Origin of the sequence: Filifactor villosus, assembly GCF_042652965.1 — a bacterium.
Taxonomy (GTDB): Bacteria; Bacillota; Clostridia; order Peptostreptococcales; family Filifactoraceae; genus Filifactor; species Filifactor villosus.
The window spans coordinates 1-23,309 of the sequence record NZ_JBHSHL010000002.1 but is presented as its reverse complement, the minus strand read 5'-3'; the positions used below and the strand labels follow the sequence as shown (position 1 = coordinate 23,309).

Sequence of the window (23,309 nt, the reverse complement as noted above, 5' to 3'; positions counted from 1 at the left end):
AGTTTAAAGGAGGAAATGTTAAGATGAGAGGATTTGAAAGCCATCCGTATATACCGAATTCGGTTCCGGAGATCCAAGAAGAAATGCTCAAGGAAATAGGGATGAGCTCTTTGGAAGAGCTGCACAAAAATGTTCCCGAAATATTGAAGTTAAAGGAGACGATGAACCTGCCCAAGGCCTTCGGCTCGGAGTATGAGCTTAGAAGACATGTCGAGGGTCTGCTCAAGAAGGACGTGGACTGCAAAGACAACTTGAACTTCTTGGGAGGAGGTTGCTGGCAACACTATGTACCTGCGATCTGCGATGAGATCAACGGTAAGGGAGAGTTTATGACCGCTTATGGAGGAGAACCCTACAACGATGAAGGACGCTTCCAGTCGCTGTTTGAGTATGCGAGTATGGTGGCGGAGCTCGTGGATATGGACGTTGTGAACGTTCCCACGATGGACTGGTCTCAGGCGGCAGCTACGACGGTAAGGATGGCACAGAGGATCACGGATCGTCCGGAAGTGATCATTCCCGAGATTCTAAACCCTGAGAAACGCTTGGTCATGAAAAACTATGCGGGTTGCTGCATCGACTTCGTGAGTGTAAAGTGCAACGAAAGAGGCGAGATCGACTTGGATGATCTGAAGTCGAAACTCAGCGACAAGACGGCGGGGGTCTATTTTGAAAATCCGAACTACCTCGGCGTGATAGAGCCCAACGGACAGAAGATCTCGGACATGGTCCACGAGGTCGGCGGTTTGAGTCTGGTGGGGATCGATCCTATTTCTCTTGGTGTGCTTGCAACACCTCCAAGCTACGGGGCGGATATCGTCTGCGGAGATCTGCAACCCTTAGGAATCCATATGAACTATGGAGGCGGACAGTCCGGCTTTATGGCGACACGCGATGAGGAAAAGTTTGTAATGGAGTTTCCTTCGAGACTCTTCGGTATTGTTCCGACGAGCGAGAAAGGAGAGTACGGTTTTGCCGATGTCGCTTATGACAGAACTTCCTTCGGACATCACAGAGAGCACGGAAAAGAATACGTAGGAACCCAGACGGCGCTGTGGGGGATCACGGCGGGGGTCTATCTTGCAACGATGGGACCGCAGGGAATGTTTGAAGTCGGACAGACCATCATGCACAATGCACAGTATGCGGTCAAGAAACTGAATGAAGTGCCCGGAGTGGTTGCTAACAAGCTTCAAGGGGCCTTCTTCAAAGAGTTTGTCGTAGACTTCTCCAAGACGGGCAAAAAGGTGGAGGAAATCAACCGAAAATTGTTGGAAGAAGGAATTTTTGGAGGAAGAGATCTCGGCGAAATGTTCCCACAGTTTAAGGAGAGGGCTCTGTTTTGTGTAACCGAGATCCATACAAAAGAAGATATCGATCGTTTGGCAGCTGCTCTTGCAAAGATCGTTCAATAGTTTAGTTCGCAAAGGAGTGATACCGTGAAAAGAATAGATAGAAGTGAACAAGTCAGAACCAAGTTTCATCAAGCAAAATGGGATGAACCCATCATATATGAACTGAGCACGGAAGGCGAAAGAGGGATCCTGGTAGCCGGTGCAAACGAAGAAGTGGTAGCCGAGGTGGGAGACCCCTTCGCCCTCCTGCCTGAGGGGATGAAGAGAAACACGAAACTAAACCTTCCCGAAATGTCTCAGAGCAGGGTGCTTCGACACTATGCGCGCCTTGCACAGCAGACCTTGGGAGCGGATGTCAACATTGAGATCGGCCAGGGGACTTGTACGGTCAAGTACAGCCCTAAGGTCAACGACCAGTTGGCAGGCTTGATCCGCAACTATCATCCGGCACAACCGGAGGAGACCGTTCAGGGAATGCTTCAGATTTTCTACGAAACGGACAGATATATGTGCGAGATCTCCGGAATGGATCGCTTCACCTTCCAACCGGGGGGAGGATCCCAGGGAGCTCTGGCGATGGCATCGGTGATGCACTCGTACTTCAAGGACAGGGGAGAAGACAGGGATGAGATCATCACGACCTTGTATTCCCACCCGTCGGATGCGGCGGCACCGGCGACCAAGGGCTTCAAGATCGTTTATCTCCAGCCCGATCCGATCACGGGACTGCCCGACCTGGAACAGTTGAAGGCGGTCGCATCCGAAAAGACGGCGGGTTACATCGTTGCAAACCCCGAAGATACGGGAGTATACAACGGAAGAGTCAAGGAGTTTGTCGACTACATCCACTCCGTAGGAGGGCTTTGCGGTTACGACCAGGCAAATGCGAACGGACTTCTCGGGGTTACCAGAGCGAGGGATGCGGGTTTCGACATGTGTTTCTTCAACCTGCATAAGACCTTCTCCACTCCTCACGGTTGCGGAGGCCCCGCCTGCGGAGCTACGGGAGTGAAGGCGGAGTTGGTACAGTACCTGCCGGCACCTGTAGTGGACTACGACGGAGAAAAATACTTCCTCAACTATGAAATCTGCTCCAATCCCAACGGCGTGGGCAAGGTCCGAGAGTGGATGGGAGTGGCACCCGTCATCCTCAAGTCCTACTGCTGGATCAGAAGTTTGGGTGGAGAAGGACTGTATCAGGTGGCGAAGACAGCTGTACTCAACAACAACTATCTGTTCAAGAAGTTGATGGAACTGCCTGAGGTTACGGCGTACTATGAGGATGGAAACAATCAGAGGATCGAGCAGACAAGATACTCGGTGGAGAACCTTACGAAGGAAACGGGAATCGGCACCTTGGATATTCAAAGAAGGATGATGGACTTCGGTATGCACTACTGGACCTCTCACCACCCCTTCTACCTACCGGAGCCTGCCACCTTGGAGCCTACGGAGACACCGTCGAAGAAGGACCTGGATGAATATGTTGCTACCTTGAAGCATATCTTTAAGGAAGCGAGGGAAAATCCCGAGATTATAAAAACCGCACCTCATCGCAGTGTGACCCATCAGGTCGATGAGTCGGGAGTGGATGATCCTGAGCAATGGGCGACCACTTGGAAGGTATATCTCAGAAAATACAAATAAGTTAGGTTTGTTATACTATCATCCGTTTGGATCAGCAGGTCGGATGCTTTCAAACATATCATTCTCCAAGGTGTTTTTCGATAATGATATAACCGACATTTCAAACAGAAAGTAGTACTAAATAGAAGATCAAGGCTGTTTTATTCGAGCGGCCTTGATCTTTTTCAAAGAAGAAGTGTACACGCCTTTGTGAATGATGAGGGATACCTTCGATTGGATGTTATCAAAAAGCAGGCTGTACAGAAGGAGGTAGCGTTTTGAAAAAATTGGGCTTAATCATCAATCCCATCGCCGGGATGGGTGGAAGTGTGGGTCTGAAGGGAACAGACGGTTGCCTGGAAGAGGCTCGAAGAAGAGGAGCTCTTCCCAAGTCGAACGAAAGGACGAAGAAGGCTCTGGAAGAACTGGAACCTATCAGAGAGGAACTCCTTGTATACACCGCAGGAGGAGACATGGGAGGCAGCGCAGCACAGGAGCTGGGGTTTCGGACCGTGATCCTGAGAGATGAAGGAGACGATACGACGCAGGAGGACACCTTGGAGCTTGCGCGGGTACTGAAGGAAGAAGGGGTCGATCTCATCCTCTTTGCGGGAGGGGACGGAACGGCGAGAAACATCTATCAGGCACTAGGTACCGATGTAACCGTGCTGGGCATTCCTTCGGGAGTTAAGATCCACTCGCCCGTCTATGCGATCTCTCCGAAGATGGCGGGAAGGTTGGCTCTCCTGTTTCTCAAGGGGGAGATCAGATCAACAAAGGACGAGGAGGTTCTGGATATCGATGAGGAAGAATATCGAAGGGGCAGGATATATACCAAACTCTACGGATACCTCAAACTCCCTGTGGAAAAACGTTATACCCAGAACCGCAAGGCTCCCTCGCCCTTATCGGAGCTTGCCAATGCGGATGCCATCGCCCACCAGATCATCGAAGATATGGAGGAGGATACCTACTATCTCATAGGGGCGGGAACGACGACGGCGGGGATCATGCACTATCTGGATCTTCAAAACACCTTGATCGGAGTGGACCTTATCTATAATCGAAAATTGGTTGAAAACGATGTCTACGGAGAAAAGATCATAGAGAGGATCAAGGGAAGAAGAACCAAGCTCATCGTCACGGTTACGGGAGGACAAGGATTTTTGTTCGGGCGGGGCAATCAGCAGCTTACCCCTGAGGTGCTTCGGGAGGTAGGAAGGGAGAACATCGTTATCGTAGCGACCAAGATGAAACTTGCCGAACTCCAAGGTGCTCCCCTGAGGATCGATACGGATGATGAGGAACTGAACAGGGAACTGAGCGGATACTACAAGGCGGTCGTCGGCTACCGTGAATATACGGCCTGTAAAGTAAGCACAGACTGAGAAAGGCTGCTTGTCTATAGGACAAGGTCGAATGTTCTTCGGTTGAAAAGCGGGAAATAGTACAGGGGGATATCACATCATTGGAACAATCCGTATAAAATCCATTCTGTACGAAGGATGAAATCCCTGAAAACGTTGATACGACAAATCTTCTTATTTCATAAAACCGAAGGAAGAACGCAAGTCTGACTTTGAGGGTGCGTCCATAGAACCTGCGGGAACGAATTTTTCAAATTGAGAGGGAGAAAAAATATACAAAAAAATACTTGCAATCCTATAGATTTTTCGGTATGATAGGAATAGAGTTAGCACTCAACAAGAATGAGTGCTAATATTTTGGAAAAAGATGACCAAAAGCGTTAAATAACGAGATCTCAGCTACTCGGAGACGAACGGGCTTCCGATGAGACCCGATCGGCACAGGGGAGGTTGGAGGGCTTATCACAGTATAACTTAGTGTTAAAGGAGGATATTATCTATGAAGATCAGACCATTGGCTGACAGAGTTGTAATCCAAATGCTTGAAGCGGAAGAAAAGACAAAGAGCGGGATCATCCTTACAGGTTCGGCGAAGGAGCAACCTCAGATCGCGGAAGTCGTTGAAGTGGGACCCGGAGGAGTCGTGGATGGCAAAGAAGTTAAGATGGAAGTTGTAAAAGGCAACAAGGTACTGTTCTCAAAATACGCGGGAACTGAAGTCAAGGTGGATGGAGAAGAATACATCATCTTAAGACAAAGTGATATTTTGGCTATTGTTGAGTAATAGAAGGAGGATAAAATGGCAAAAGAATTGAAATTTGGAGAAGACGCAAGAAAATCCTTGGAAAGAGGAGTGAATATACTCGCTGATACCGTAAAAGTAACCCTTGGACCCAAGGGACGAAACGTCATCTTGGACAAAAAGTTCGGAAGTCCGCTAATCACCAATGACGGTGTTACCATAGCGAAGGAAATCGAACTCGAAGATGCGTATGAAAATATGGGAGCTCAACTGGTCAAAGAGGTTGCAACCAAGACGAACGACATCGCGGGAGACGGAACGACAACTGCAACGGTGCTTGCTCAGGCCATCATCCGTGAAGGGCTGAAAAACGTCGCTGCGGGGGCGAACCCCATCTTTATCAGAAAAGGAATCCAACTTGCAGTGGACGAAGCGGTAAAAGCTCTTCAGGCAAACTCCAGACCGATCGAGAACAAAGAGTCCATCGCACAGGTAGCGGCAATCTCCGCAGGAGATGAAGAAGTAGGAAAGATGATCGCCGATGCCATGGAAAAAGTAGGAAAAGACGGAGTCATCACCGTGGAAGAGTCCAAGACCATGGGAACGACCTTGGAAGTCGTAGAGGGAATGCAGTTTGATCGAGGCTATGTTTCTCCCTATATGGCTACCGATATGGAAAAAATGGAGGCAAACCTTTCCGAGCCGTTGATCCTGATCACCGACAAGAAGATCAACAACATCCAAGACATCCTGCCCGTATTGGAGCAGATTGTACAGCAGGGCAAGAAACTCCTCATCATTGCGGAAGACATTGAGGGAGAAGCCTTGGCTACCCTTGTTGTGAACAAACTCAGAGGAACCTTCGACGTTGTGGCTATCAAGGCTCCGGGATTCGGGGACAGAAGAAAGGCTATGTTGCAGGACATCGCCATCCTGACAGGCGGAACCGTTATCTCCGAAGAGGTAGGTTTGGAGCTTAAGGATGCGGACATCACGATGCTCGGCCGTGCGGGAAGTGTAAAAGTAACGAAGGAAAACACCGTCATCGTAAACGGTGCGGGAGATAAGAAGGATATCGAAGATAGAGTAGCTCTCATCCGTCATCAGATCGAAGACACTTCTTCGGACTTCGACAGAGAAAAACTGGAAGAGCGTCTTGCGAAACTTGCAGGAGGAGTTGCTGTTATTCAAGTGGGAGCGGCTACCGAAACCGAGTTGAAGGAGAGAAAACTGCGTATGGAAGATGCCCTTAACGCGACCAGAGCGGCAGTGGAAGAAGGCATCGTATCCGGAGGAGGAGTTGCCCTTGTGGACACCATCTCTTCTGTAGAAAAACTTTTGAATGAAGAGAATTCCGAGATCAAAACGGGAATTCAGATCATCGTCAAAGCTCTTCAAGAACCCTTAAAGCAGATTGCGATTAACGCGGGACTGGAAGGAGCCGTCATCATCGAGCAGGTGAAAAACGGCGGAGCGGACTACGGTTTCGATGCGTTGAACGAGAAGTATGTGAACATGATTGAAGCGGGTATCATCGATCCAACCAAGGTGTCCAGAAGCGCATTGCAAAATGCGGCATCCGTAGCTGCCACCTTCTTGACAACGGAAGCGGCGGTAGTCGATATCAAGGAAGAAACACCGGCTATGCCTCCGATGGGTGGCGGAATGCCGATGATGTAAGTTTTTTTGTGAACAAGGCGGAAAAAACTTGAAACCTGTATAAAAAACGAGTAAGATAAGAGAGATGGAAGAGGGAGACCCTGTTCCGTCTCTTTTTATGTTTGGGAGATACCGCATAATTCAAAAAAGAGTGTGGTATCGTTCCTTGCTAAAAATACCGACGGACCGTATGAGACGGAAGGTGTTTCAAGCGGTCGAATGAGTTGAACGGTATCCATATTTAAGGAACAATACTGTAAAGTCGATTTTGTATAAAAGTCTCCCCGACAGTATTCTTGCTCAAAATCCCCTTGGAGCAGGCTGTGTAAAGGATGAATACGTTTAAATGAATACGGGACTTTCAAACGGGTTATTGTATAAGGTGCGGAGATGTACTTGTGTTAGAATCAGGGATCAAGGAAGGAGAAAAGGATGGGATTTAAAATTTTGATGTATATCGGTATTATGGCAGTGGGGGTCCTGTTTGCGCGGAGCGGGAAAATACATAAGAAAATCTTTGAGGAGATGGAAAAGATTCAACTCGTCTGCCTCTTATTCCTGCTCTTTGTTATGGGGTGTAGCGTAGGAGCAAACAAAGAGGTTATGAGGTCTTTTCCGAGCCTTGGATTGAAGTCGGTTGCGGTATCGGTGTTTACGATCAGTTTCAGTATTTTGTTTGTCTTTGTGTTCAATCGTTTGTTTCAGCTTGGAAAGTCGGAAAGGTAGGAAGTAGCATGACGATAAAAATTATGATCGCAGTGATATTGGGACTTGCGGCGGGAGCCTTCTTTCTGGAGGGAGAGCCCGCGTTTTTGGGTTCTGCCTTGGACTTGGGGCTGTGTCTCCTGCTTTTCTTCGTCGGTATCGATATCGGCAAAAATAAGGATGTGGGAAGGCAGATGAAGGAGATCGGACTTAAGGCGGTCACGACCCCCCTTCTCGTAGCAACGGGAACCATAGCGGGTTCCATCGTATTCGGCAAGTTGTTCGGATATTCTGCGAAGGATGCCTCTCTGCTCGGAGCGGGTTTCGGTTGGTATACCCTTTCTCCGATCATCATTGCACCGTATTCGGCAGAGCTCAGCGCCCTGTCCTTTCTTGCAAATGTTACAAGGGAGGTGCTCGCCATCATCTCCATCCCTCTCGTGGCCAAGTACATCGGCTATACCGAGGCGGTCGCACCTGCGGGAGCTACCGCGATGGATACCACCCTGCCCATTGTGGCGGGAGCGACGGATGCACAGACGGCGATCGTCTCTTTTGTTACAGGCTTGGTTCTGTCTCTGTCGGTGCCAGTCATTATTCCGATCTTTATCGGCCTTTAACGCAGATCCGTCCCCGATCTTTTTCGGCTCGAAGGCGGCAGTCGGGACCTGAGGAAGAGCAAAAGACAGGTTTGACAACAAGGACTTGCACTTGATATAATTTAGAGACAGAAAAAGCTCTCTGTTTGATTTCCGAGCAGACAACTCGATATCGGTAGTTGATATCACCTAGAGACAGAAAGAGGGTGCCCCGTTACCCGCAAAGGCGGAAGGTGGAAAGCAGGCGGAGAGGAGAGTCCTCTTCGCTTTTTGCATAAAAGGCAGATCGCATATCCGTTTCGGTGTGTTTTGATACCGCTCTTTGAAAGATCTTTGTGCTGTGTTTTCCTATTCTGTGACCACGAAAAATTGTTTTATCTTCTATGGGTTCCAGAACGTTTATATTCACAACTCGGAGGATAATAGTAATAAAACAAATTTTTGTGCTTGTGAGCGTGGATATAACGCCCCTCTCATTGGAACAGGGTAGGCAGGAGTGAAACGAGTTTTTGTAGTTGCAGGATCGATATGACGATCTTTCGATCGGATAATAAGAGAAACAGGGGTCGGAGACGGAACAAATGAAGGAGGTCGATCATGGTGGAGAAGGAGTTTAGAGAGCATTCGTTTTTGAGGACCTACGCTGCCGAACTTCTCGATATCATCGTGAACAACACGGAGCAGGGGATAGCCGTTATCAGCACTGAGGGTCGTTTCATCTACTACAATCAGGTCATGGGTGAGATAGAAGGGTTGCAAAGCCATGAAATGTTGGGCAAACATATCTTCGACATCTTCCCTTCCTTCAACATGAGTAACAGCACCATCTTCAAGTGTATCCGTACGGGAAACGGGATCTATAACAACCTTCAGACCTATATCAATTTCAAGGGAAAGAAGATAACGTCAATTGTTACCGACATACCGATCCTTGTGAAAGGGGAAGTCAAGGGAGTTGTTGAGGTCGTACAGGATATCGAGAGATTGAAGAAGAGATATGAGTCCGTTCAAAGCATAGTGAAGAACGAAGTCACCTTAAACAGCAGATTATCCAAACAGAAGGAGAGTGCATATTATTCCTTCGAAGATTTTATTACGGAAGATGAAGCAACCTTGGTTTTGATCGAAAGATCGAAGAAAATGGCAAGTTTCGGCTTAAACGCGTTGATCTACGGGGAAACCGGTACGGGCAAGGAGATCTTAGCTCAGAGCATCCATAACTTCGGCAGAAGAGCTTCCTGTCCATTTATTGCTCAAAACTGTGCGGCCATTCCCGAAAACCTGATGGAGTCGATTCTGTTCGGGACGGAAAGGGGGAGCTTTACTGGAGCGACCAATATGCCGGGGCTTTTTGAGCAGGCGGATAAGGGGACCCTTCTTCTAGATGAGTTGAACTCGTTGCCGACGGCTTTGCAGGCAAAACTTTTGAGGGTCCTTCAGGAAAAAAGGGTAAAGAGGGTCGGCGGTCTTACAGAGAAGTATATCGATGTTCAAGTGATCGTGACCATGAATGAGGATCCGAAAAAGCTGATAGAAGAAGGGCGATTAAGGGAAGACCTCTATTATCGACTAAGTACCATGAGTATCCGAATCCCGCCTTTGAGGGAGAGAATCTGTGATATTGTACGGCTTATCGAATACTATAGGGAAAGGTTCTCTGAGAAGTTCGGTATTTCTCCGGGAGAGTTTTCTGTGCAGGTAAGGGAGTTTCTTGAGACTTACTCGTGGCCGGGAAATGTCCGTGAACTCAGCAATGTGATGGAGTACATCTTCATCAACTCCAAGGACGATCAGGAAATCCTGCCGGAAAACCTGCCCTACTATCTTCAGGAACAAAAAAGGCAAGAGATGTCCGGGGCTTCTTCCTCAAAGTCGAGGTATTTCGATGTGATAGATGATCACGAGAGGACCTTGATCAAGCAGGCCTTGGAAAAAAACAACTGGAATGTTGCCCAAACGGCTAGGGACTTGAATATAAAGAGGCAGACCTTACATAACAAGATAAAGAAGTTAAGATTGGAACGCCCGAGATAAGAAAAACGCCCGAATCAGAGCACTGATCGACTACGATGCCCTGATAAGGGCATTTTTTTTTTAAGAAAGAAGGAGAGAAGTGTAGAAAGATGAAGACTCTATAGAAGAAGAGTCCTATGCTTACAAGACTTGAGAGGAGGATGAAAAAAATCTTTCTCTTTTTTTCATTTTGGCACGGTACCTGCATTTATAAGGGGTGAAAACAGGTAGAAGTTCAAGTAGGAAAAGGAGGTAACTTATGAAGTATTTAGTTTTGGGAAGCGGATTGCAAGGTAGAGTTGTCGCCTATGATATCATCAAGTTTGAGCAAGATGCCACGGTTGTGATCGCGGATATAGACAGCGAAAATCTGAAGTTGGCAAAGAGCTTGATCAAAGAGGACAGACTTTCCGTGGAGGAGTTTGATATCACGGATTCGGGGTCTACCGTCGAGCTGATGAACAAGGCCGACGTGATCGTAAACTCTCTTCCCCACACATGGGATATCACGGAGAAGGTATATGGAGCTCTATCGAAGACGAAGGGTAAGAAGGCAGTTTTCACCGATTACTGGATGTGGGAGAAACACTATGATTTCGACGAAGATTTGAAGAAGGCGGATTGCCTTGTGGTTCCCGGACTCGGTATCGTACCCGGTTTCGGAAACATCTGCTCGGGTCAACTTGCTTATGAGTTTGATCAGTTGGAAGAAACCTCGATTTACTGCGGAGGACTTCCTACAAAATTAGGGGTCGCTCCCCTGGACTATATGATCTTGTTCAACGTCGAAGCATTGCTGGATCTTTATTTGACTCCGCCTACGGTAATCCGTGACGGGAAGTTGGAGGTAGAGGATGCTTTGGACAACCTCGAATCTTATCTGATTCCGGGATACGGGAGTGTAGATGCTCTCAAGACCGATGGACTCTACAGTTTGAATAAGACCCTGCTTGAGAAGGGAGTAAAGAGAGCCTCCGAATACACTCTCAGATATCCGGGACACTATCAGTTTATGCAGGAACTGGATGAGATGGGTTTCTTTTCTAAGGAAGTTATCGAGGTTCGCGGACAGAAGGTTGTGCCGAGAGATTTCTCCGAAGAAGTACTCAATACCCTGATGAAAAAGATACCGGGAGTCAGAGATTTTACTTATCTTAAGGTAAACGGCAAAGGAAAGAAGGGCGGAAAATACGTCCAAAAAGCATATGAGCTTCTCGCTTACAGTGATGAGGAAGAAGGGATCACATCGATGGAGATTACTACAGCCTACCCCGCTTCGATTGCGGCCATGATCATTGCCAAAGATGATGGGGGGATGAGAGGTGTCGTGGAACCCGAAAATATCTTCGTCGGGGAACGATTCCAAAAAATGGTCTCCGAACTCGCGAAACGGGGAGTGGTGGTATACGAAGTATAGACGAGGTGTCGCATTATGAACAAAATCCCGGTTCTTCGGGAAGCGAGTATCCCGTTGGCAACAAGGTGAAAACCGTAAAGGAGAGGATAAGAGGGAGGTATACCTCATCAAATTGTCATAACTTCGTTTTTATACGGGAAAGAAATCGGTGATACGGATGCTTGAGGGATCCGGTAAACGCTGAGATAAAAGTTATATAGCACGATGGTCCGCCGTGAAGGATGTGTTCTGTGTGATAGTTTTATAGATAATAGGGGGAGCCGGTTTTTATTTCCGATACGGATTTATATGGAGATAAGGCGGGCTCCTTTTACACAAAGGAAGGATTACGTCCGTTGTGAACGGTGTCGAAGGGAGGAGCGAAACCATGGCAGAAAACATGTATTCGATCAAAAAGAGCAGAATACCGAGCAAGTTTGAGGCATTGCTGCCCATTGTGGTCCTGCTGGTTATATTGATACCTAACTATATCTTTCATTGGGGGATAGATCCCCATATCCCCATCGTCATTGCAGCTGCAGTAGGAATGATGGTGGGAAGGCTGTGCGGATACAGCTACAATGCGATGTTGGCAGGGATGCTAAACACTATCAACAGAACCATGGAGGCAATGTTGATATTGATGCTGGTGGGTTGTTTGACAGCGTCTTGGATCCTATCGGGAACGATACCGGCCATCGTCTATTATGGGCTCAACTTTCTCTCTCCCAAGATCTTTCTTCCTGTGGGACTGATCTTGTGTGTTACCATTGGACTCGCCTGCGGTTCGGCATGGACTACTACGGCGACCCTGGGGGTTGCCTTTATGTCCATGGGAGCCGGGTTGGGGATAAATCCGGCGATCACGGCAGGAATGTGTATATCGGGAGCAGCGATGGGAGATAAGTTGTCGCCTCTGTCGGATTCTACCAACTTGGCGGCGGGAGTTTCGGAAACGAATTTATTTGATCATATCAACGCGATGCTTACGACCACGGTGCCGAGTTTCTTCATTGCTCTATTTATTTACGGAGGGATCAGCTTCTTTATGACCTCAAAGAACTATGATGATCAGATCGCATTGGAGCTCCAGCAAACTTTGAATGAACATTTTGAGCTTTCTCCCATCCTTCTGATACCGGCATTGGTCATTATCTTGGTGGCATTCTTTCGGATACCTGCGATACCGGGGATATTCATCTCTTCCATAACAGGATTTATCTTTGCCTTGATCTTTCAAAAATCCGGAGTGATAGATTGTATCATCTCGGCACACTACGGCTACTCTGCAAGCACGGAAAACGAGTTGGCGGACGCTCTTTTAAACCGCGGAGGAATGAATGCGATGATGTGGACGATAAACCTCGCGATCGTGGCGATAGGGTTCGGAGGATTGATGGAAAAGATTGGGATCGTGGAATCCTTGTTGGGAAAGCTCGTGCACAAAATCAAAGGGGTATTCTCTTTGATTCTGATAACAATGGTGACTTCCTTGTTTTGCAACCTGTCCATGTGTGATCAGTACCTCGCCTTGATCATTCCGGCATCGATGTACAAGGATCTGTATGACAAGCACGGTTTGGCTCGTAATCTTCTCTCTAGAACATTGGAAGATATGGGGACCCTCTGGTCTCCAATGATACCCTGGACCTCCTGTGGGGCACATCATACTGCAATGCTGGGAGTTTCTCCCGTTCAATACTTTCCCTTTGCTTTCATTCCGCTCGTCACCCCTGTTGTCGCCTTGGTGGCAGCTTACTTCGGACGACTGATCTTCTATGCGGACGGTACACAGACGGGATTGTTCTTCAAGAGGTTGAAAAAGAGAGCTCCTGCCTTTGCTCCGGACTATTCCCTTGAGATCAGTCTGGCGGCCCTTGAAAAAATAAGAGGTGAAAAAGATGAAGAAGAGAAATAAGAGCGGATACATCCAAGGTGGTAAGAGAAACTTTGTTACAAAGACGGGGGAAAAATCTTTTCCGGTAAAGATAGGAGGTATTATTGCCGGAGTTTTCATATGTTGGTATTCTATTCGAGAGATCTATATCATAGGGATGGTCCTCGGAGTCCTGCTCATCATGGCTACCTTCTTGAAAAAGACGCACATCATCAACGAAGAAGGGGTTATTGTGGAATATGATATGGGATTTTCCTCTTACAGAGATGTATGGGAGTGGGAAGAGATCACCTCCATCCTTTGGGAAGCAAGTTCTTTGGAAGGACTTACCCTCTATGTCGGAAGGGGAGAATTTGCTCGGATCTTTCGCTACAGACTGAAAGAGAAAGAAGGAATCGTAGGACTCGCTCTACACAGAAACCCAAAGATCCGAGTCGGAAAATTTGAAAATAGCTGATGTGAGATAGCAGCGCAACGATGTTTGGTTATGAAAACTCCGGGTCTTGAATGTGGATCGTCTATTTAATACTATTCTCCAATAGAAGTATGAATATATCTATTTTTTGACTACGAAAAATTGTTCTATCTTCTATTGTTCAGATATCGTTTATATCCACAATTCAAAAGAATAATAGTATAAGGTGTTCAAGAAATAAGCGCTTTCCGAGAGGTTTGGGGAGAGTGCTTTTTCTGTGATTATCTGCTTGATACTAAAACTTAAAAAATACAGGGATATCGTGTTTTTACTGTTGTTCTGCAGAGAAGAGAGAGTTTGGATAATACCGCACAAAGCCAAGATCACAATGTCCCTTTGAGTTCACAAACAATGAACGTTTGTCGGATCATTTATTCTGAGAAACTCAGTATTCCTATACAGTGATTTTATACTGGTTTTTTTGAATTGTGCGGTGTTTTCCTTGCAATATCAAAGTTTAAAAATACTTTATTTTTCATATAACACCGCTCCCATCACGTTTTTTGACCGGTGCCGGATGGTTCTCTTTTTCTACTGAATACAAGCCTTGTACTGTTATCTATTCGGATTATTGATAGTGATAGGTTTTCATTCTAGGGGGACAAAATGGATTTTTATACTTGTAGGATCGGACATAAGTACACTTCTATCGGAGAGTTTTATACTACTATTCTTTTGAATAGTGGATATAAACAATCTGTGAGCTATAGAAGACAACATAGTTTTTCGTCATTGAAAAATAGATATATCCACACTTCTATTGAAAAATAGTATTACTTACTCTTGAGAATACGGATTTATTTTTTCTGACAATTCACCTTTATTTTCGGGCTTATTTTTTCAATTAATTCGGTATTTTTGTCAAGCAAACGTTTCCCAATTTTTGAAAAAGGGGTATAATAATAGAAAGATGAGATAGGGGAGGCGAAGGTATATATGTATGATTATGAGTTAAACAGTACGGTGTTTAATACGCTGCCGATGCCCAAGGATATCGGAGAGTTCTACAAACAGGCTCGTGAGTACAAGGAATCGATCCTGAAGTATCAGTGTGTCATCAAGGAGATCAAGGCGAAACTCGAGATTCTCAATGATGAGATGTCTTTACATAGTGACAGAAACCCCATTAAGATGATAAAAACCAGGGTAAAAGATCCTTTGAGCACGATCGAAAAGCTGCGAAGGAGAAACTGGCCCGTATCCGTGGAATCGATGGAGAAGAACCTCAACGATGTTGCGGGAGTACGCATCATCTGTTCTTTTATCGACGATATCTATGATTTGGCAGAGATGATGAGAAGTCAGGACGATGTTACGGTTTTGGAGATAAAGGATTATATCAAAAATCCGAAACCAAACGGATATCGAAGCTACCATATGATTGTAGAGGTTCCGATTTATTTTTCGTGCCATAAGGAGTGTGTGCGTGCGGAGCTTCAGATAAGGACGATCGCGATGGATTTTTGGGCGAGTTTGGAACATCATCTGAGGTACAAGAAAGAGATCAAAAATTCGGAGGAGATCAAGGAACAGCTGCGAGAATGTGCGAACATTATTGCAAACACAGATGAGCGTATGCAGAACATCCTCTATCAGATCACGGAGCAGGACAAGGAAGAAGTTGTAGAAGAAGGGGCACGGGACTGATAGTAAAAATGAAATGATGCATTTTTGTCTTTTCGGCAAATGTGCAAGGACTTGTGATGCTATTATCCATTTGAACCGTTGATAATAATAGGCTTTATTCTATGGTCAACACAACGAATCTTTGCACGTTCTGGTGTTGATATAATCATACTTCGGAGAATAGCATGAGACGAGTGTTTTCATAAACATTGTTTTTCCTGCGAAACGGACTCTGCTCTAAGGTTTTGAATTATGTGGTTTTTCTTTCGTTATTAAGAAACATCACACAAAGGCAAACTTCCGATTTCCCTTCGATGTTATAAAACAAAAACGCTGTCATATCAATATTTTTAAGAATTTCATCCTTCTTATAAGATGGGGTTTATGCCGATTTTTCGAATTATGCGGTATCGCCCTAAGACAACACCGCAAAAAGCCGCATCTTGATTTTGCCGTTGTTTTATACAGCGCAAAAATTTTGTGACGGGAGCACTTTCAACAAGTTTGTTTTTTGTATGAAAGAGGTTTTGATCTATTTTTGGGAATTGTGCGGTATCTCCTTTAATACCTTGTCTTGTTTGAAATAACAGGGATACAGAATATGGAATTGTTGAAAAATAATTTGAATGACTCGCTTTTTCCAAGCGTTCAATCTGTCAATTTGAACAAATAACGGTATAATACTATTTTTCAATAGAAGTATGGATATATCTGTTTTTCAACCCGCGAAAAATGGTTTTATCTTCTATGAGCCACAAATTGTTTATATCCATAACCCAAACGAAGAATAGTATAATATGAAGATTCATCCATATATATTGTTGAAAAATCAAAAAAGACAGTAGAGAAAGAAATACTGAAAAAGACTCTCCTTGAATATTCAGGAGAGTCTTTTGTTAGGTTAAAACAACTACTGTTGCAAACGTTCACGATAGATGGAACGGAAGGAGTCTTTCTTGATAATCTTATTGTTTTCCTTGATGGTTCTACTCAACAGATAGGAGTTTTTTCCGTTTTTGGTACGAGTAAGCGAAACAACACGCTTCGGGGTGTCTTGCAGAGCAACCAGGTCAATCGTGATCGTACTGTTGTTGGCCGTTGCTTTGATTTTAACAGGGACTTTATATGTGTTTTTAAGTTTGAGATTCAGATGTCCGTAACTTACAGCGGCGTCATATCCTGCCGGCAGATATGAGATCTTTAAAGAGTGATTTTTTCTGTCCGGAACATCAATTCCGCTTTGAAGAGCTGCATTGAACAAGGTTGAAGATACCTGACAGATGCCTCCGCCATAACCGTCCACAAAGTCTCCGTCCAAGATGACTTTGGCGTTTTTGTAACCGGATGACTTACCTGCGGGACCGATGACACGGTTAAAGTCAAAGACTTCTCCGGGCTTGATGACTTTGCCGTTCAAAACCCCTGCGGCCTTCTTGATGTTGTATTTTCGGTTGGACGAGGAATCCGAATAGTTGGATATTCCACGTCCCAGCTGGATGGGTCCATTTTTTTTCGGGGCTGCTTCGGGTTTGGGTGTAGGGTTGTAGAATTCCTGATCTAAACTTTCGATGATGGTCAACTCCGCTGCAGTGTCCAGTTCTGCATTGTTTGAAGAATCAGGTGTTGTGGTATCGCCTTCCTTAAGCTCGCCCGTAACCTGGTCGACGACTGCGGAATCCGATACTTCCTTCCCGATGGCTTCCGGATCGTTTCCAAATGATTCCGGAGAAGGAAGGTTGTCTTTGGAAGAATCTTGGGATGTCGCCGGTTGGTTGGAAGATTTGTTTTCGCTTGGCTTATTTGTCGCAAATGCGCTCAAACCTGTCGAGGATACAAACAGTAGAGTTGATAAGATAAGTGCGGTGAATCTAAAGCGTTTCAATAAAAATACCTCCTATTACATAAACTACTATTAATAAATGGAACAGAGTTCCGATGTTCAAACACAGGGTGATAAGACTGCCATGGGAGAAAGTGTCGATATCTTCTCTATTCTATTATAGCACGATTTCAAAAAAATAGAAACATAGGGCGATATTTGTATTGAGATTGTCACAAAGGTTACTATTGACAGTCTCAAAAAAAGATAGCCCTTTGGCTATCTAAACATAAGCGTGAAAAGAAACGGGACAGGTTAGGTGTCGTGTTCCATGATTTCTCTTAGTGTATACATGCGATTCTCCAGCAACCTTTTATACTATTTTTCAATAGAAGTATGGATATATCTATTTTTCGATGACGAAAAACTATGTTGTCTTCTATGGGTCACAGATTGTTTATATCCACGATTCAAAAGAATAGTAGTATTAAGAGCCTGCATCTCATTGATCCCGTTTCTTCGACAGGTTTCAATGTAACTTCGAATCCTCGCATAGTCTTTGGCTCTATGCATGTTCGTGAATTGTCCGTTTACTTTCCGTTTGATTTTGACTCCTTTTTCAGGCTTCTTTTACTGAGGTTGTTGGAAGATTGATTGTATACAGATCTTTTGAATTGTAGGATATTAAGGAAATACCGCACAAAGATACAAAACAATTTGCCCTTTGTTCCTCGAAGGGTAGAAACTATTCCAAATACAGGCTTTTGGAAATGGATTTGTTTAAGAAAAACTGGTTTTTCACCACTTTTTCGAATTATGCGGTATCTTCCTAACTTAACGATACGATTGTAATCAATCCGAGTTTCAGGGTGTGAGTTCGCTAGGCCTGATTTTCGCTATCGAACTGGCTGTTATAGAGGTTGGCATATAGACCTCTTTTTCGTATCAACTCGTCGTGGCTTCCCGTCTCTTTGATATCTCCATCCTCCATATAGACGATGATGTCCGCATCCTTAATAGTGGAAAGACGATGAGCGATGATGAAGCTTGTCCTTCCCCTCATCAGGCTGGCCATTGCGTGTTGGATCAGCACCTCCGTCCTCGTATCGACAGAGCTGGTCGCCTCATCCAAGATCATAACGGGGCTGTCGGAGAGGATGGCACGTGCTATGGTCAAAAGCTGACGTTCACCTTGGGCGAGGTTTGCTCCGTTCTCCTGCAGTTGGAAGTCATATCCTCCGGGGAGGGTATTGATAAAGGAGTCGGCACGTGCCGTCTTTGCAGCTGCAAAGACTTCCTCATCCGTGGCATCGAGGCGACCGTAACGAAGGTTGTCCATAATGCTCCCTGTAAACAGCCAAGTGTCTTGGAGGACCATTCCGAAGATAGAACGAAGGTCGGTGCGTTTCATTTCCCAGATATCGATTCCTCCGATCTTGATCGATCCCTCCTCCACATCGTAGAAGCGCAGAAGAAGATTGACCAGAGTGGTCTTGCCTGCACCGGTAGGACCTACAATGGCGACCTTGCGACCGACATCTACCTTGAGGTTGACATCGTGCATAAGAGTGTTTTCGCTTGAATAGCCGAAACGTACATGCTCAAACTCAATAAAGGCATTTTTTTTGTCGGGAAATCTTGCCGGATAGTGATCGGGCAGTTCCTCTTCTTCATCCAAGAAGTCAAAAACTCGAGATGCTGCAGCTGCAGCGGATTGAAGAATGTTTGCGATCTGAACCGTCTGGATGATCGGTTGAGAAAACTGTCTCAGATATTGGATGAAGGATTGGATCATCCCTATGCTCATCCTACCGTTGATGACCAGCCAACCGCTTACGACGACAACAGCTACATAACCGAGGTTACTCATCCCCTGAGTGATCGGCATCAGAGTACTGGATAGAAACTGTGCCTTCCAAGCGCTTCGGTACAGGTCGTCATTTTGTTTCTCGAAGGCAGAGATGACCTCCTGTTGCGCGTTAAAGGCACTTACGATGCTGTGGCCTGTATAAATTTCTTCGACATAACCGTTCAAAGTACCGAGTTTCTCCTGCTGCTCGGAGAAGTGTTTCCGGGAGGATTTTACAATCGTCATAGATACGACCATTGAAAGAGGGATGGTAAGCACACCGATCAGGGTCAGGATCGGATTGATCCACAACATCATAGTTAGGATACAGATCACAGTGACGATGGACGTGATAAACTGTTCCAAACTCTGTTGAAGGCTATTGGAAACGATATCGACATCATTGGTGATCCTGCTCAAAACATCCCCATAGGTATTAGTGTCAAAGTAGTTTAGAGGAAGCTTTTTCAACTTGGCATCCACTTGGGAGCGTAGATCAAAGATCGTCTTTTGGGAGACTCGGACTAGGATCTTCGAGCTCAGGAATTTCAGTGAGGCGTAGAGGAGGTAGACTCCCCCAAAGAGACACAGCATTGTAACAAAGTGGGAGACTGCGTCCTTGGATACTTCTCCCGCAACCTTTAGATCGAGCAGGGCATCCGTGGCACGTCCTAGGATAAAGGGACCCAGACTGCTGAAGAAAGCTGCAAGGACTGCCAAGACAATCGAAAGAAGGAGAGGGTTCCGGTAAGGTCTCATAAACTGAAACAGACGTCCGAAAACCGGTGTAAAGCGTATGGATGGTTTCTGCATTATTGCACCTCCTCTTTGCTCAACTGCGAGTATACGATCTCTTGATAGACTTTGCAATGCTTGATCAGATCTTCGTGCCTGCCTCTTCCCACGCAGTGCCCGTTCTCCAGGACGAGGATCTGATCGGCATCCTTGATGGTACTGACTCTCTGAGCTACGAGGATTACACTTGCATTTCGAGCCTCTTTCAGTAAGGCCTTACGCAGGGCAGCATCAGTCTTGAAGTCCAGGGCGGAAAAACTGTCATCGAAAATATAGATGGAGGGTTTTTTTGTCAAGGCTCGAGCGATGGAAAGTCGCTGTTTTTGCCCTCCGGAGATGTTTGTCGCCCCTTGGGTGATCAGGGTCTCCAATCCTTCTTCTTTGTCCATAACAAAGTCATAGGCCTGAGCGACTCGAAGAGCCTGTTCGATGTCTTCTTTCGTGCAGGTCTTGTTTCCGCAGGTGACGTTTTGGGCGATGCTCCCCTTGAACAAAAAGGTTTTTTGAGGAACAAGGCCGATCTTGTTTCTGAGTGTGTAAAGATCCATCTCTTTGACGTTGATCCCGTCAACGAGGACTTCTCCGCACTGAACGTCATAGAAGCGGGGGATGAGGTTGATAAGGGTAGACTTGCCCGAACCCGTCGAACCGATGATAGCCGTAACCTCTCCCGGACGTGAATCAAAGGAGATGTCTTTGAGCACGGGGGACTTTGCATCGGGGAAGGTAAAACTGACGTTGCGAAACGAGACATGGCCCTTTAAACTTGTCTGTGTGACAGGATTTTGGACGTTGGAGATGAACGGGTTGATGGTGAGAACCTCATTGATCCTTTTGGAAGAGACTGCCGCCCTCGGATAGACCAAAAACACCATGGACATCATCAGTACCGACATCATGATCTGCATCACATATTGGACGATGGCGATGATATCTCCCACGGGAAGAGAGGTTCCGCCGAGGATCTGCAATCCCCCAAATGCAAGCAGGACCAAGGTCGTTCCGTACAGGATCAGGTTGAGCCCGGGCATGAGTACCGACATTAGGGTGTGAAGGCGGACGGATTTATGCATAAAGGTTTCGTTGACCTTCTTGAAGCGTTCTTCTTCGTAGACCTCGGTGCCGAAGGTTCTGGCTACGCGGATACCTGTGAGTTTCTCGCGGATCACGAGATTGATCTCATCGAGATACTCCTGCATTGATGTGGAAAGGGGCATGATCCTGCTTCCCATAACAAAGACAAAGGCGAGAAGAAGGGGCATGGAAACCAGAAGGACCATCGACAACTTCACACTCTTTGCAAGAGACATCACGATCCCTCCTACTGCCATAAAGGGCGCCATCAAGGAAATGCGCAGCAGGATGTTGAGGAAGGTCTGTACCTGCATCACATCATTGGTCGTGCGTGTAATCAGAGAAGAGGTCGAAATCTTATCGAACTCCATTTCTGAAAACTCCTGAACCTTTTTGAAGACCCTGTTTCTGAGGTTTCTTCCTATTCCTACGGAGACCTTGGCCGCGAAGTATCCCATCAGAACGGAGCATAAGATCCCTGCGGGAACAAAGGCCAGCATAAGAGCGCCGATAGAGAGGACCGAACCCATATCTCCGTTCGGAATAGCCGTGTTGATGATGCGTGACAGGTACATCGGGAGTGCCAGGGTCGAAAGCACGGAACCGACTGCCGATAGAAATACCAGGGCGATATAACGTTTGAAGCTCAAAAACTCTTTTAACATCTCTCTCATAAAAATCTCCTTGTGGTATATGAACGAACCATATTATTACGGTTTTGGGATCAGGACAACACTGCACTCCTGATCTCACTGTGAATTCAAAACACACAAAAATCGTTCACAGCAATGATTCCAAAAGTTTTTCGTCGATCAAAACCAAGTATGTGTCGTTTTTTGAAGTACGTACACTTCCATGGATCGAGTGTGTTTCAGGGGAAGAACTTTGATTTCTTATCTAATCTTATCCAAAAGGATATCTAAATTTATATACCCCAAATATTATAAAACCCTCAAAAAAAGAAACGACATTGATTATCTTATGAAGATACCGAACAAAGGCAGGTTTATGATTTTTCTGCGGTTTCATAAAACACGAAGACCTGTCATATCAATATTTTCAAAAGTTTCATCCTTCGTGTAAAATCGGTTTTATGCTGATTTTTCGAAGTATGAGGCATCTGCTTAAAATTTTAGAAAGTCTTCTTCTGTATTTGAAAGACAGAATATGGTATAATAAATACAGTAACGTTTTATTTGGATGTGCAGTTGCAAAAAAGGGGGACGTAATGAACACGAATATTGAAATTTTGAAGTATGCGATGAATATGGAAAAAAGAGCACAGGAGTTTTACTCTCTGTATCGCGACAAGGTAAGCAATCCTACGATCAAGGCCTTGTTTGAAGAGTTGTCCGAGATGGAGATCGGACATTACGAAATGCTTAAAAAACAGGTGGAATCCTTGGAGCAGACAGGAGATCTTGCGGAGATTGACTTGGAGGCGGAAGAGGGTAACAGCATTATCAAAACCGGAAGTAAGGCTCTGGAAGGCGTATCCCTCGAGTATGATATGGCGGACCTTCCTATTTTGAGAATGGCCTACAGCATGGAGGACGATTTTGCAAAATACTACAAGGCGGCGGCCGAGAAGACGGAAGACGAAAAAGCGAAAAAATTGTTAAAGGCTCTGTCCAATTGGGAGATTAAACACAGAGACTCGTTTGCCGAGCAAGTCAAAAACGCACAGATGAACATTTGGTTCGACAACAGCTTCTCCCCATTCTAAAAAGGGTGGATGGATAGCAAAGCAAAGGAAAGACATAAAAATGATATATGGTACTATTCTCCGTTTGAAATGCCGGGTATACAGAATATACAATTGCTGAAAATCTTATGCTTTCAAAGCATCGAACCTGTCAATTCTAATAGATAATAGTATAAAACAGATCAAGAAAAAAGGACTCGAAGCTTTAACGCAGGGTCCTTTTTTATGTGTGAAGTTCGTTGAATATATAGAGTCTTTCTGTTTAAACGGTTGTCATCTTGATCATCTATGAAATCACATCATTCTAAAACCATATACAAGCTGATATCGGGAGTAATATAGTTTTGATCACCTATGAAATTACATCATTCTCAAACTGTTCCGCCAGACTGTCAATTGAGGACAATGTTTTGATCACCTATGAAATTACATCATTCTCAAACAAGTGTTGGAGATATATTTTTTGAAAGTTCTGATCCGTTTTTTACTTCTATAATTTAACTGCAGCACCTGATTTTTCAAAGTAAATCCAAGTCCTCCTAGAGCGTGTCTACGCAATACTTTACAAAACGTAAAAAATATGAGATACTCGTATAAAACAGAGGAG

Annotated in this window: 16 protein-coding genes; 13 read left to right on the top strand and 3 right to left on the bottom strand. The window is 45.4% G+C overall.

What is annotated here, in order from left to right; translation table 11 throughout:
* The first annotated feature begins 23 nt into the window (after positions 1-23).
* From gcvPA to ACFO4R_RS00050, 12 genes are all read left to right on the top strand, one after another.
* Positions 24-1,415, top strand: a complete 1,392-nt coding sequence (gene gcvPA, locus ACFO4R_RS00105; protein ID WP_379786907.1) for an aminomethyl-transferring glycine dehydrogenase subunit GcvPA — start codon at positions 24-26, stop codon at positions 1,413-1,415.
* Between the two features lie 24 nt (positions 1,416-1,439).
* A complete protein-coding gene (gene gcvPB, locus ACFO4R_RS00100) occupies positions 1,440-3,002 on the top strand; it encodes an aminomethyl-transferring glycine dehydrogenase subunit GcvPB (protein ID WP_379786906.1) in 1,563 nt (520 codons plus the stop codon).
* 257 nt (positions 3,003-3,259) lie between these two features.
* Positions 3,260-4,369, top strand: a complete 1,110-nt coding sequence (locus ACFO4R_RS00095; protein WP_379786905.1) for an ATP-NAD kinase family protein — start codon at positions 3,260-3,262, stop codon at positions 4,367-4,369.
* A gap of 478 nt (positions 4,370-4,847) precedes the next feature.
* A complete protein-coding gene (locus ACFO4R_RS00090) occupies positions 4,848-5,132 on the top strand; it encodes a co-chaperone GroES (RefSeq protein WP_379786904.1) in 285 nt (94 codons plus the stop codon).
* A 15-nt stretch (positions 5,133-5,147) separates the two neighbouring features.
* On the top strand, positions 5,148-6,770 hold the full coding sequence (gene groL, locus ACFO4R_RS00085) for a chaperonin GroEL (RefSeq protein WP_379786903.1): 1,623 nt from the start codon (positions 5,148-5,150) through the stop codon (positions 6,768-6,770).
* Between the two features lie 411 nt (positions 6,771-7,181).
* On the top strand, positions 7,182-7,475 hold the full coding sequence (locus ACFO4R_RS00080; protein ID WP_379786902.1) for a LysO family transporter: 294 nt from the start codon (positions 7,182-7,184) through the stop codon (positions 7,473-7,475).
* An 8-nt stretch (positions 7,476-7,483) separates the two neighbouring features.
* Entirely contained in the window at positions 7,484-8,074 is a 591-nt protein-coding gene (locus ACFO4R_RS00075) for a LysO family transporter (protein WP_379786901.1), read from the top strand.
* Positions 8,075-8,650: 576 nt separating this feature from the next.
* Positions 8,651-10,087 (top strand): sigma-54 interaction domain-containing protein, encoded by a 1,437-nt coding sequence (locus ACFO4R_RS00070; RefSeq protein WP_379786900.1) that lies wholly within the window; start codon positions 8,651-8,653, stop codon positions 10,085-10,087.
* A 238-nt stretch (positions 10,088-10,325) separates the two neighbouring features.
* On the top strand, positions 10,326-11,483 hold the full coding sequence (locus ACFO4R_RS00065; protein WP_379786899.1) for a saccharopine dehydrogenase family protein: 1,158 nt from the start codon (positions 10,326-10,328) through the stop codon (positions 11,481-11,483).
* Positions 11,484-11,850: 367 nt separating this feature from the next.
* Positions 11,851-13,380: a Na+/H+ antiporter NhaC gene (gene nhaC, locus ACFO4R_RS00060; RefSeq protein ID WP_379786898.1), complete on the top strand. Its 1,530-nt coding sequence runs from the start codon at positions 11,851-11,853 to the stop codon at positions 13,378-13,380.
* Positions 13,364-13,816, top strand: coding sequence for a hypothetical protein (locus ACFO4R_RS00055; protein ID WP_379786896.1), 453 nt, complete (start codon positions 13,364-13,366; stop codon positions 13,814-13,816). Before nhaC ends, ACFO4R_RS00055 begins: the two co-directional genes overlap by 17 nt.
* 954 nt (positions 13,817-14,770) lie before the next feature.
* Positions 14,771-15,481 carry a GTP pyrophosphokinase gene (locus tag ACFO4R_RS00050; protein ID WP_379786895.1) on the top strand — a complete coding sequence of 237 codons (711 nt, stop codon included), beginning with the start codon at positions 14,771-14,773 and terminating at the stop codon, positions 15,479-15,481.
* Between the two features lie 889 nt (positions 15,482-16,370).
* On the opposite strand, the gene ACFO4R_RS00045 is transcribed toward ACFO4R_RS00050, so the two are convergent.
* The 3 genes from ACFO4R_RS00045 to ACFO4R_RS00035 all read right to left on the bottom strand — a co-directional run bounded on the left by ACFO4R_RS00045 (position 16,371) and on the right by ACFO4R_RS00035 (position 21,671).
* Positions 16,371-17,342 carry a VanW family protein gene (locus ACFO4R_RS00045; protein ID WP_379786894.1) on the bottom strand — a complete coding sequence of 324 codons (972 nt, stop codon included), beginning with the start codon at positions 17,340-17,342 and terminating at the stop codon, positions 16,371-16,373.
* Between the two features lie 817 nt (positions 17,343-18,159).
* On the bottom strand, positions 18,160-19,941 hold the full coding sequence (locus ACFO4R_RS00040; RefSeq protein WP_379786893.1) for an ABC transporter ATP-binding protein: 1,782 nt from the start codon (positions 19,939-19,941) through the stop codon (positions 18,160-18,162).
* Positions 19,941-21,671, bottom strand: coding sequence for an ABC transporter ATP-binding protein (locus tag ACFO4R_RS00035; RefSeq protein ID WP_379786892.1), 1,731 nt, complete (start codon positions 21,669-21,671; stop codon positions 19,941-19,943). The genes ACFO4R_RS00040 and ACFO4R_RS00035 overlap by 1 nt, the downstream gene beginning before the upstream one ends.
* 554 nt (positions 21,672-22,225) lie before the next feature.
* On the opposite strand from ACFO4R_RS00035, the gene ACFO4R_RS00030 reads away from it, so the two are divergent.
* Positions 22,226-22,723, top strand: coding sequence for a ferritin-like domain-containing protein (locus ACFO4R_RS00030; RefSeq protein ID WP_379786891.1), 498 nt, complete (start codon positions 22,226-22,228; stop codon positions 22,721-22,723).
* The last annotated feature ends 586 nt before the right edge of the window (positions 22,724-23,309 follow it).

What these genes read in the sequence shown, in the direction of transcription:
- ACFO4R_RS00050 (WP_379786895.1), top strand. Translation starts at nt 14,771, where the DNA reads ATGTATGATTATGAGTTAAACAGTACGGTGTTTAATACGCTGCCGATG.
- ACFO4R_RS00070 (WP_379786900.1), top strand. Translation starts at nt 8,651, where the DNA reads ATGGTGGAGAAGGAGTTTAGAGAGCATTCGTTTTTGAGGACCTACGCT.
- ACFO4R_RS00065 (WP_379786899.1), top strand. Translation starts at nt 10,326, where the DNA reads ATGAAGTATTTAGTTTTGGGAAGCGGATTGCAAGGTAGAGTTGTCGCC.
- nhaC (WP_379786898.1), top strand. Translation starts at nt 11,851, where the DNA reads ATGGCAGAAAACATGTATTCGATCAAAAAGAGCAGAATACCGAGCAAG.
- ACFO4R_RS00075 (WP_379786901.1), top strand. Translation starts at nt 7,484, where the DNA reads ATGACGATAAAAATTATGATCGCAGTGATATTGGGACTTGCGGCGGGA.
- ACFO4R_RS00055 (WP_379786896.1), top strand. Translation starts at nt 13,364, where the DNA reads ATGAAGAAGAGAAATAAGAGCGGATACATCCAAGGTGGTAAGAGAAAC.
- ACFO4R_RS00035 (WP_379786892.1), bottom strand. Translation starts at nt 21,671, where the DNA reads ATGAGAGAGATGTTAAAAGAGTTTTTGAGCTTCAAACGTTATATCGCC.
- gcvPA (WP_379786907.1), top strand. Translation starts at nt 24, where the DNA reads ATGAGAGGATTTGAAAGCCATCCGTATATACCGAATTCGGTTCCGGAG.
- ACFO4R_RS00040 (WP_379786893.1), bottom strand. Translation starts at nt 19,941, where the DNA reads ATGCAGAAACCATCCATACGCTTTACACCGGTTTTCGGACGTCTGTTT.
- ACFO4R_RS00030 (WP_379786891.1), top strand. Translation starts at nt 22,226, where the DNA reads ATGAACACGAATATTGAAATTTTGAAGTATGCGATGAATATGGAAAAA.
- ACFO4R_RS00090 (WP_379786904.1), top strand. Translation starts at nt 4,848, where the DNA reads ATGAAGATCAGACCATTGGCTGACAGAGTTGTAATCCAAATGCTTGAA.
- groL (WP_379786903.1), top strand. Translation starts at nt 5,148, where the DNA reads ATGGCAAAAGAATTGAAATTTGGAGAAGACGCAAGAAAATCCTTGGAA.
- ACFO4R_RS00080 (WP_379786902.1), top strand. Translation starts at nt 7,182, where the DNA reads ATGGGATTTAAAATTTTGATGTATATCGGTATTATGGCAGTGGGGGTC.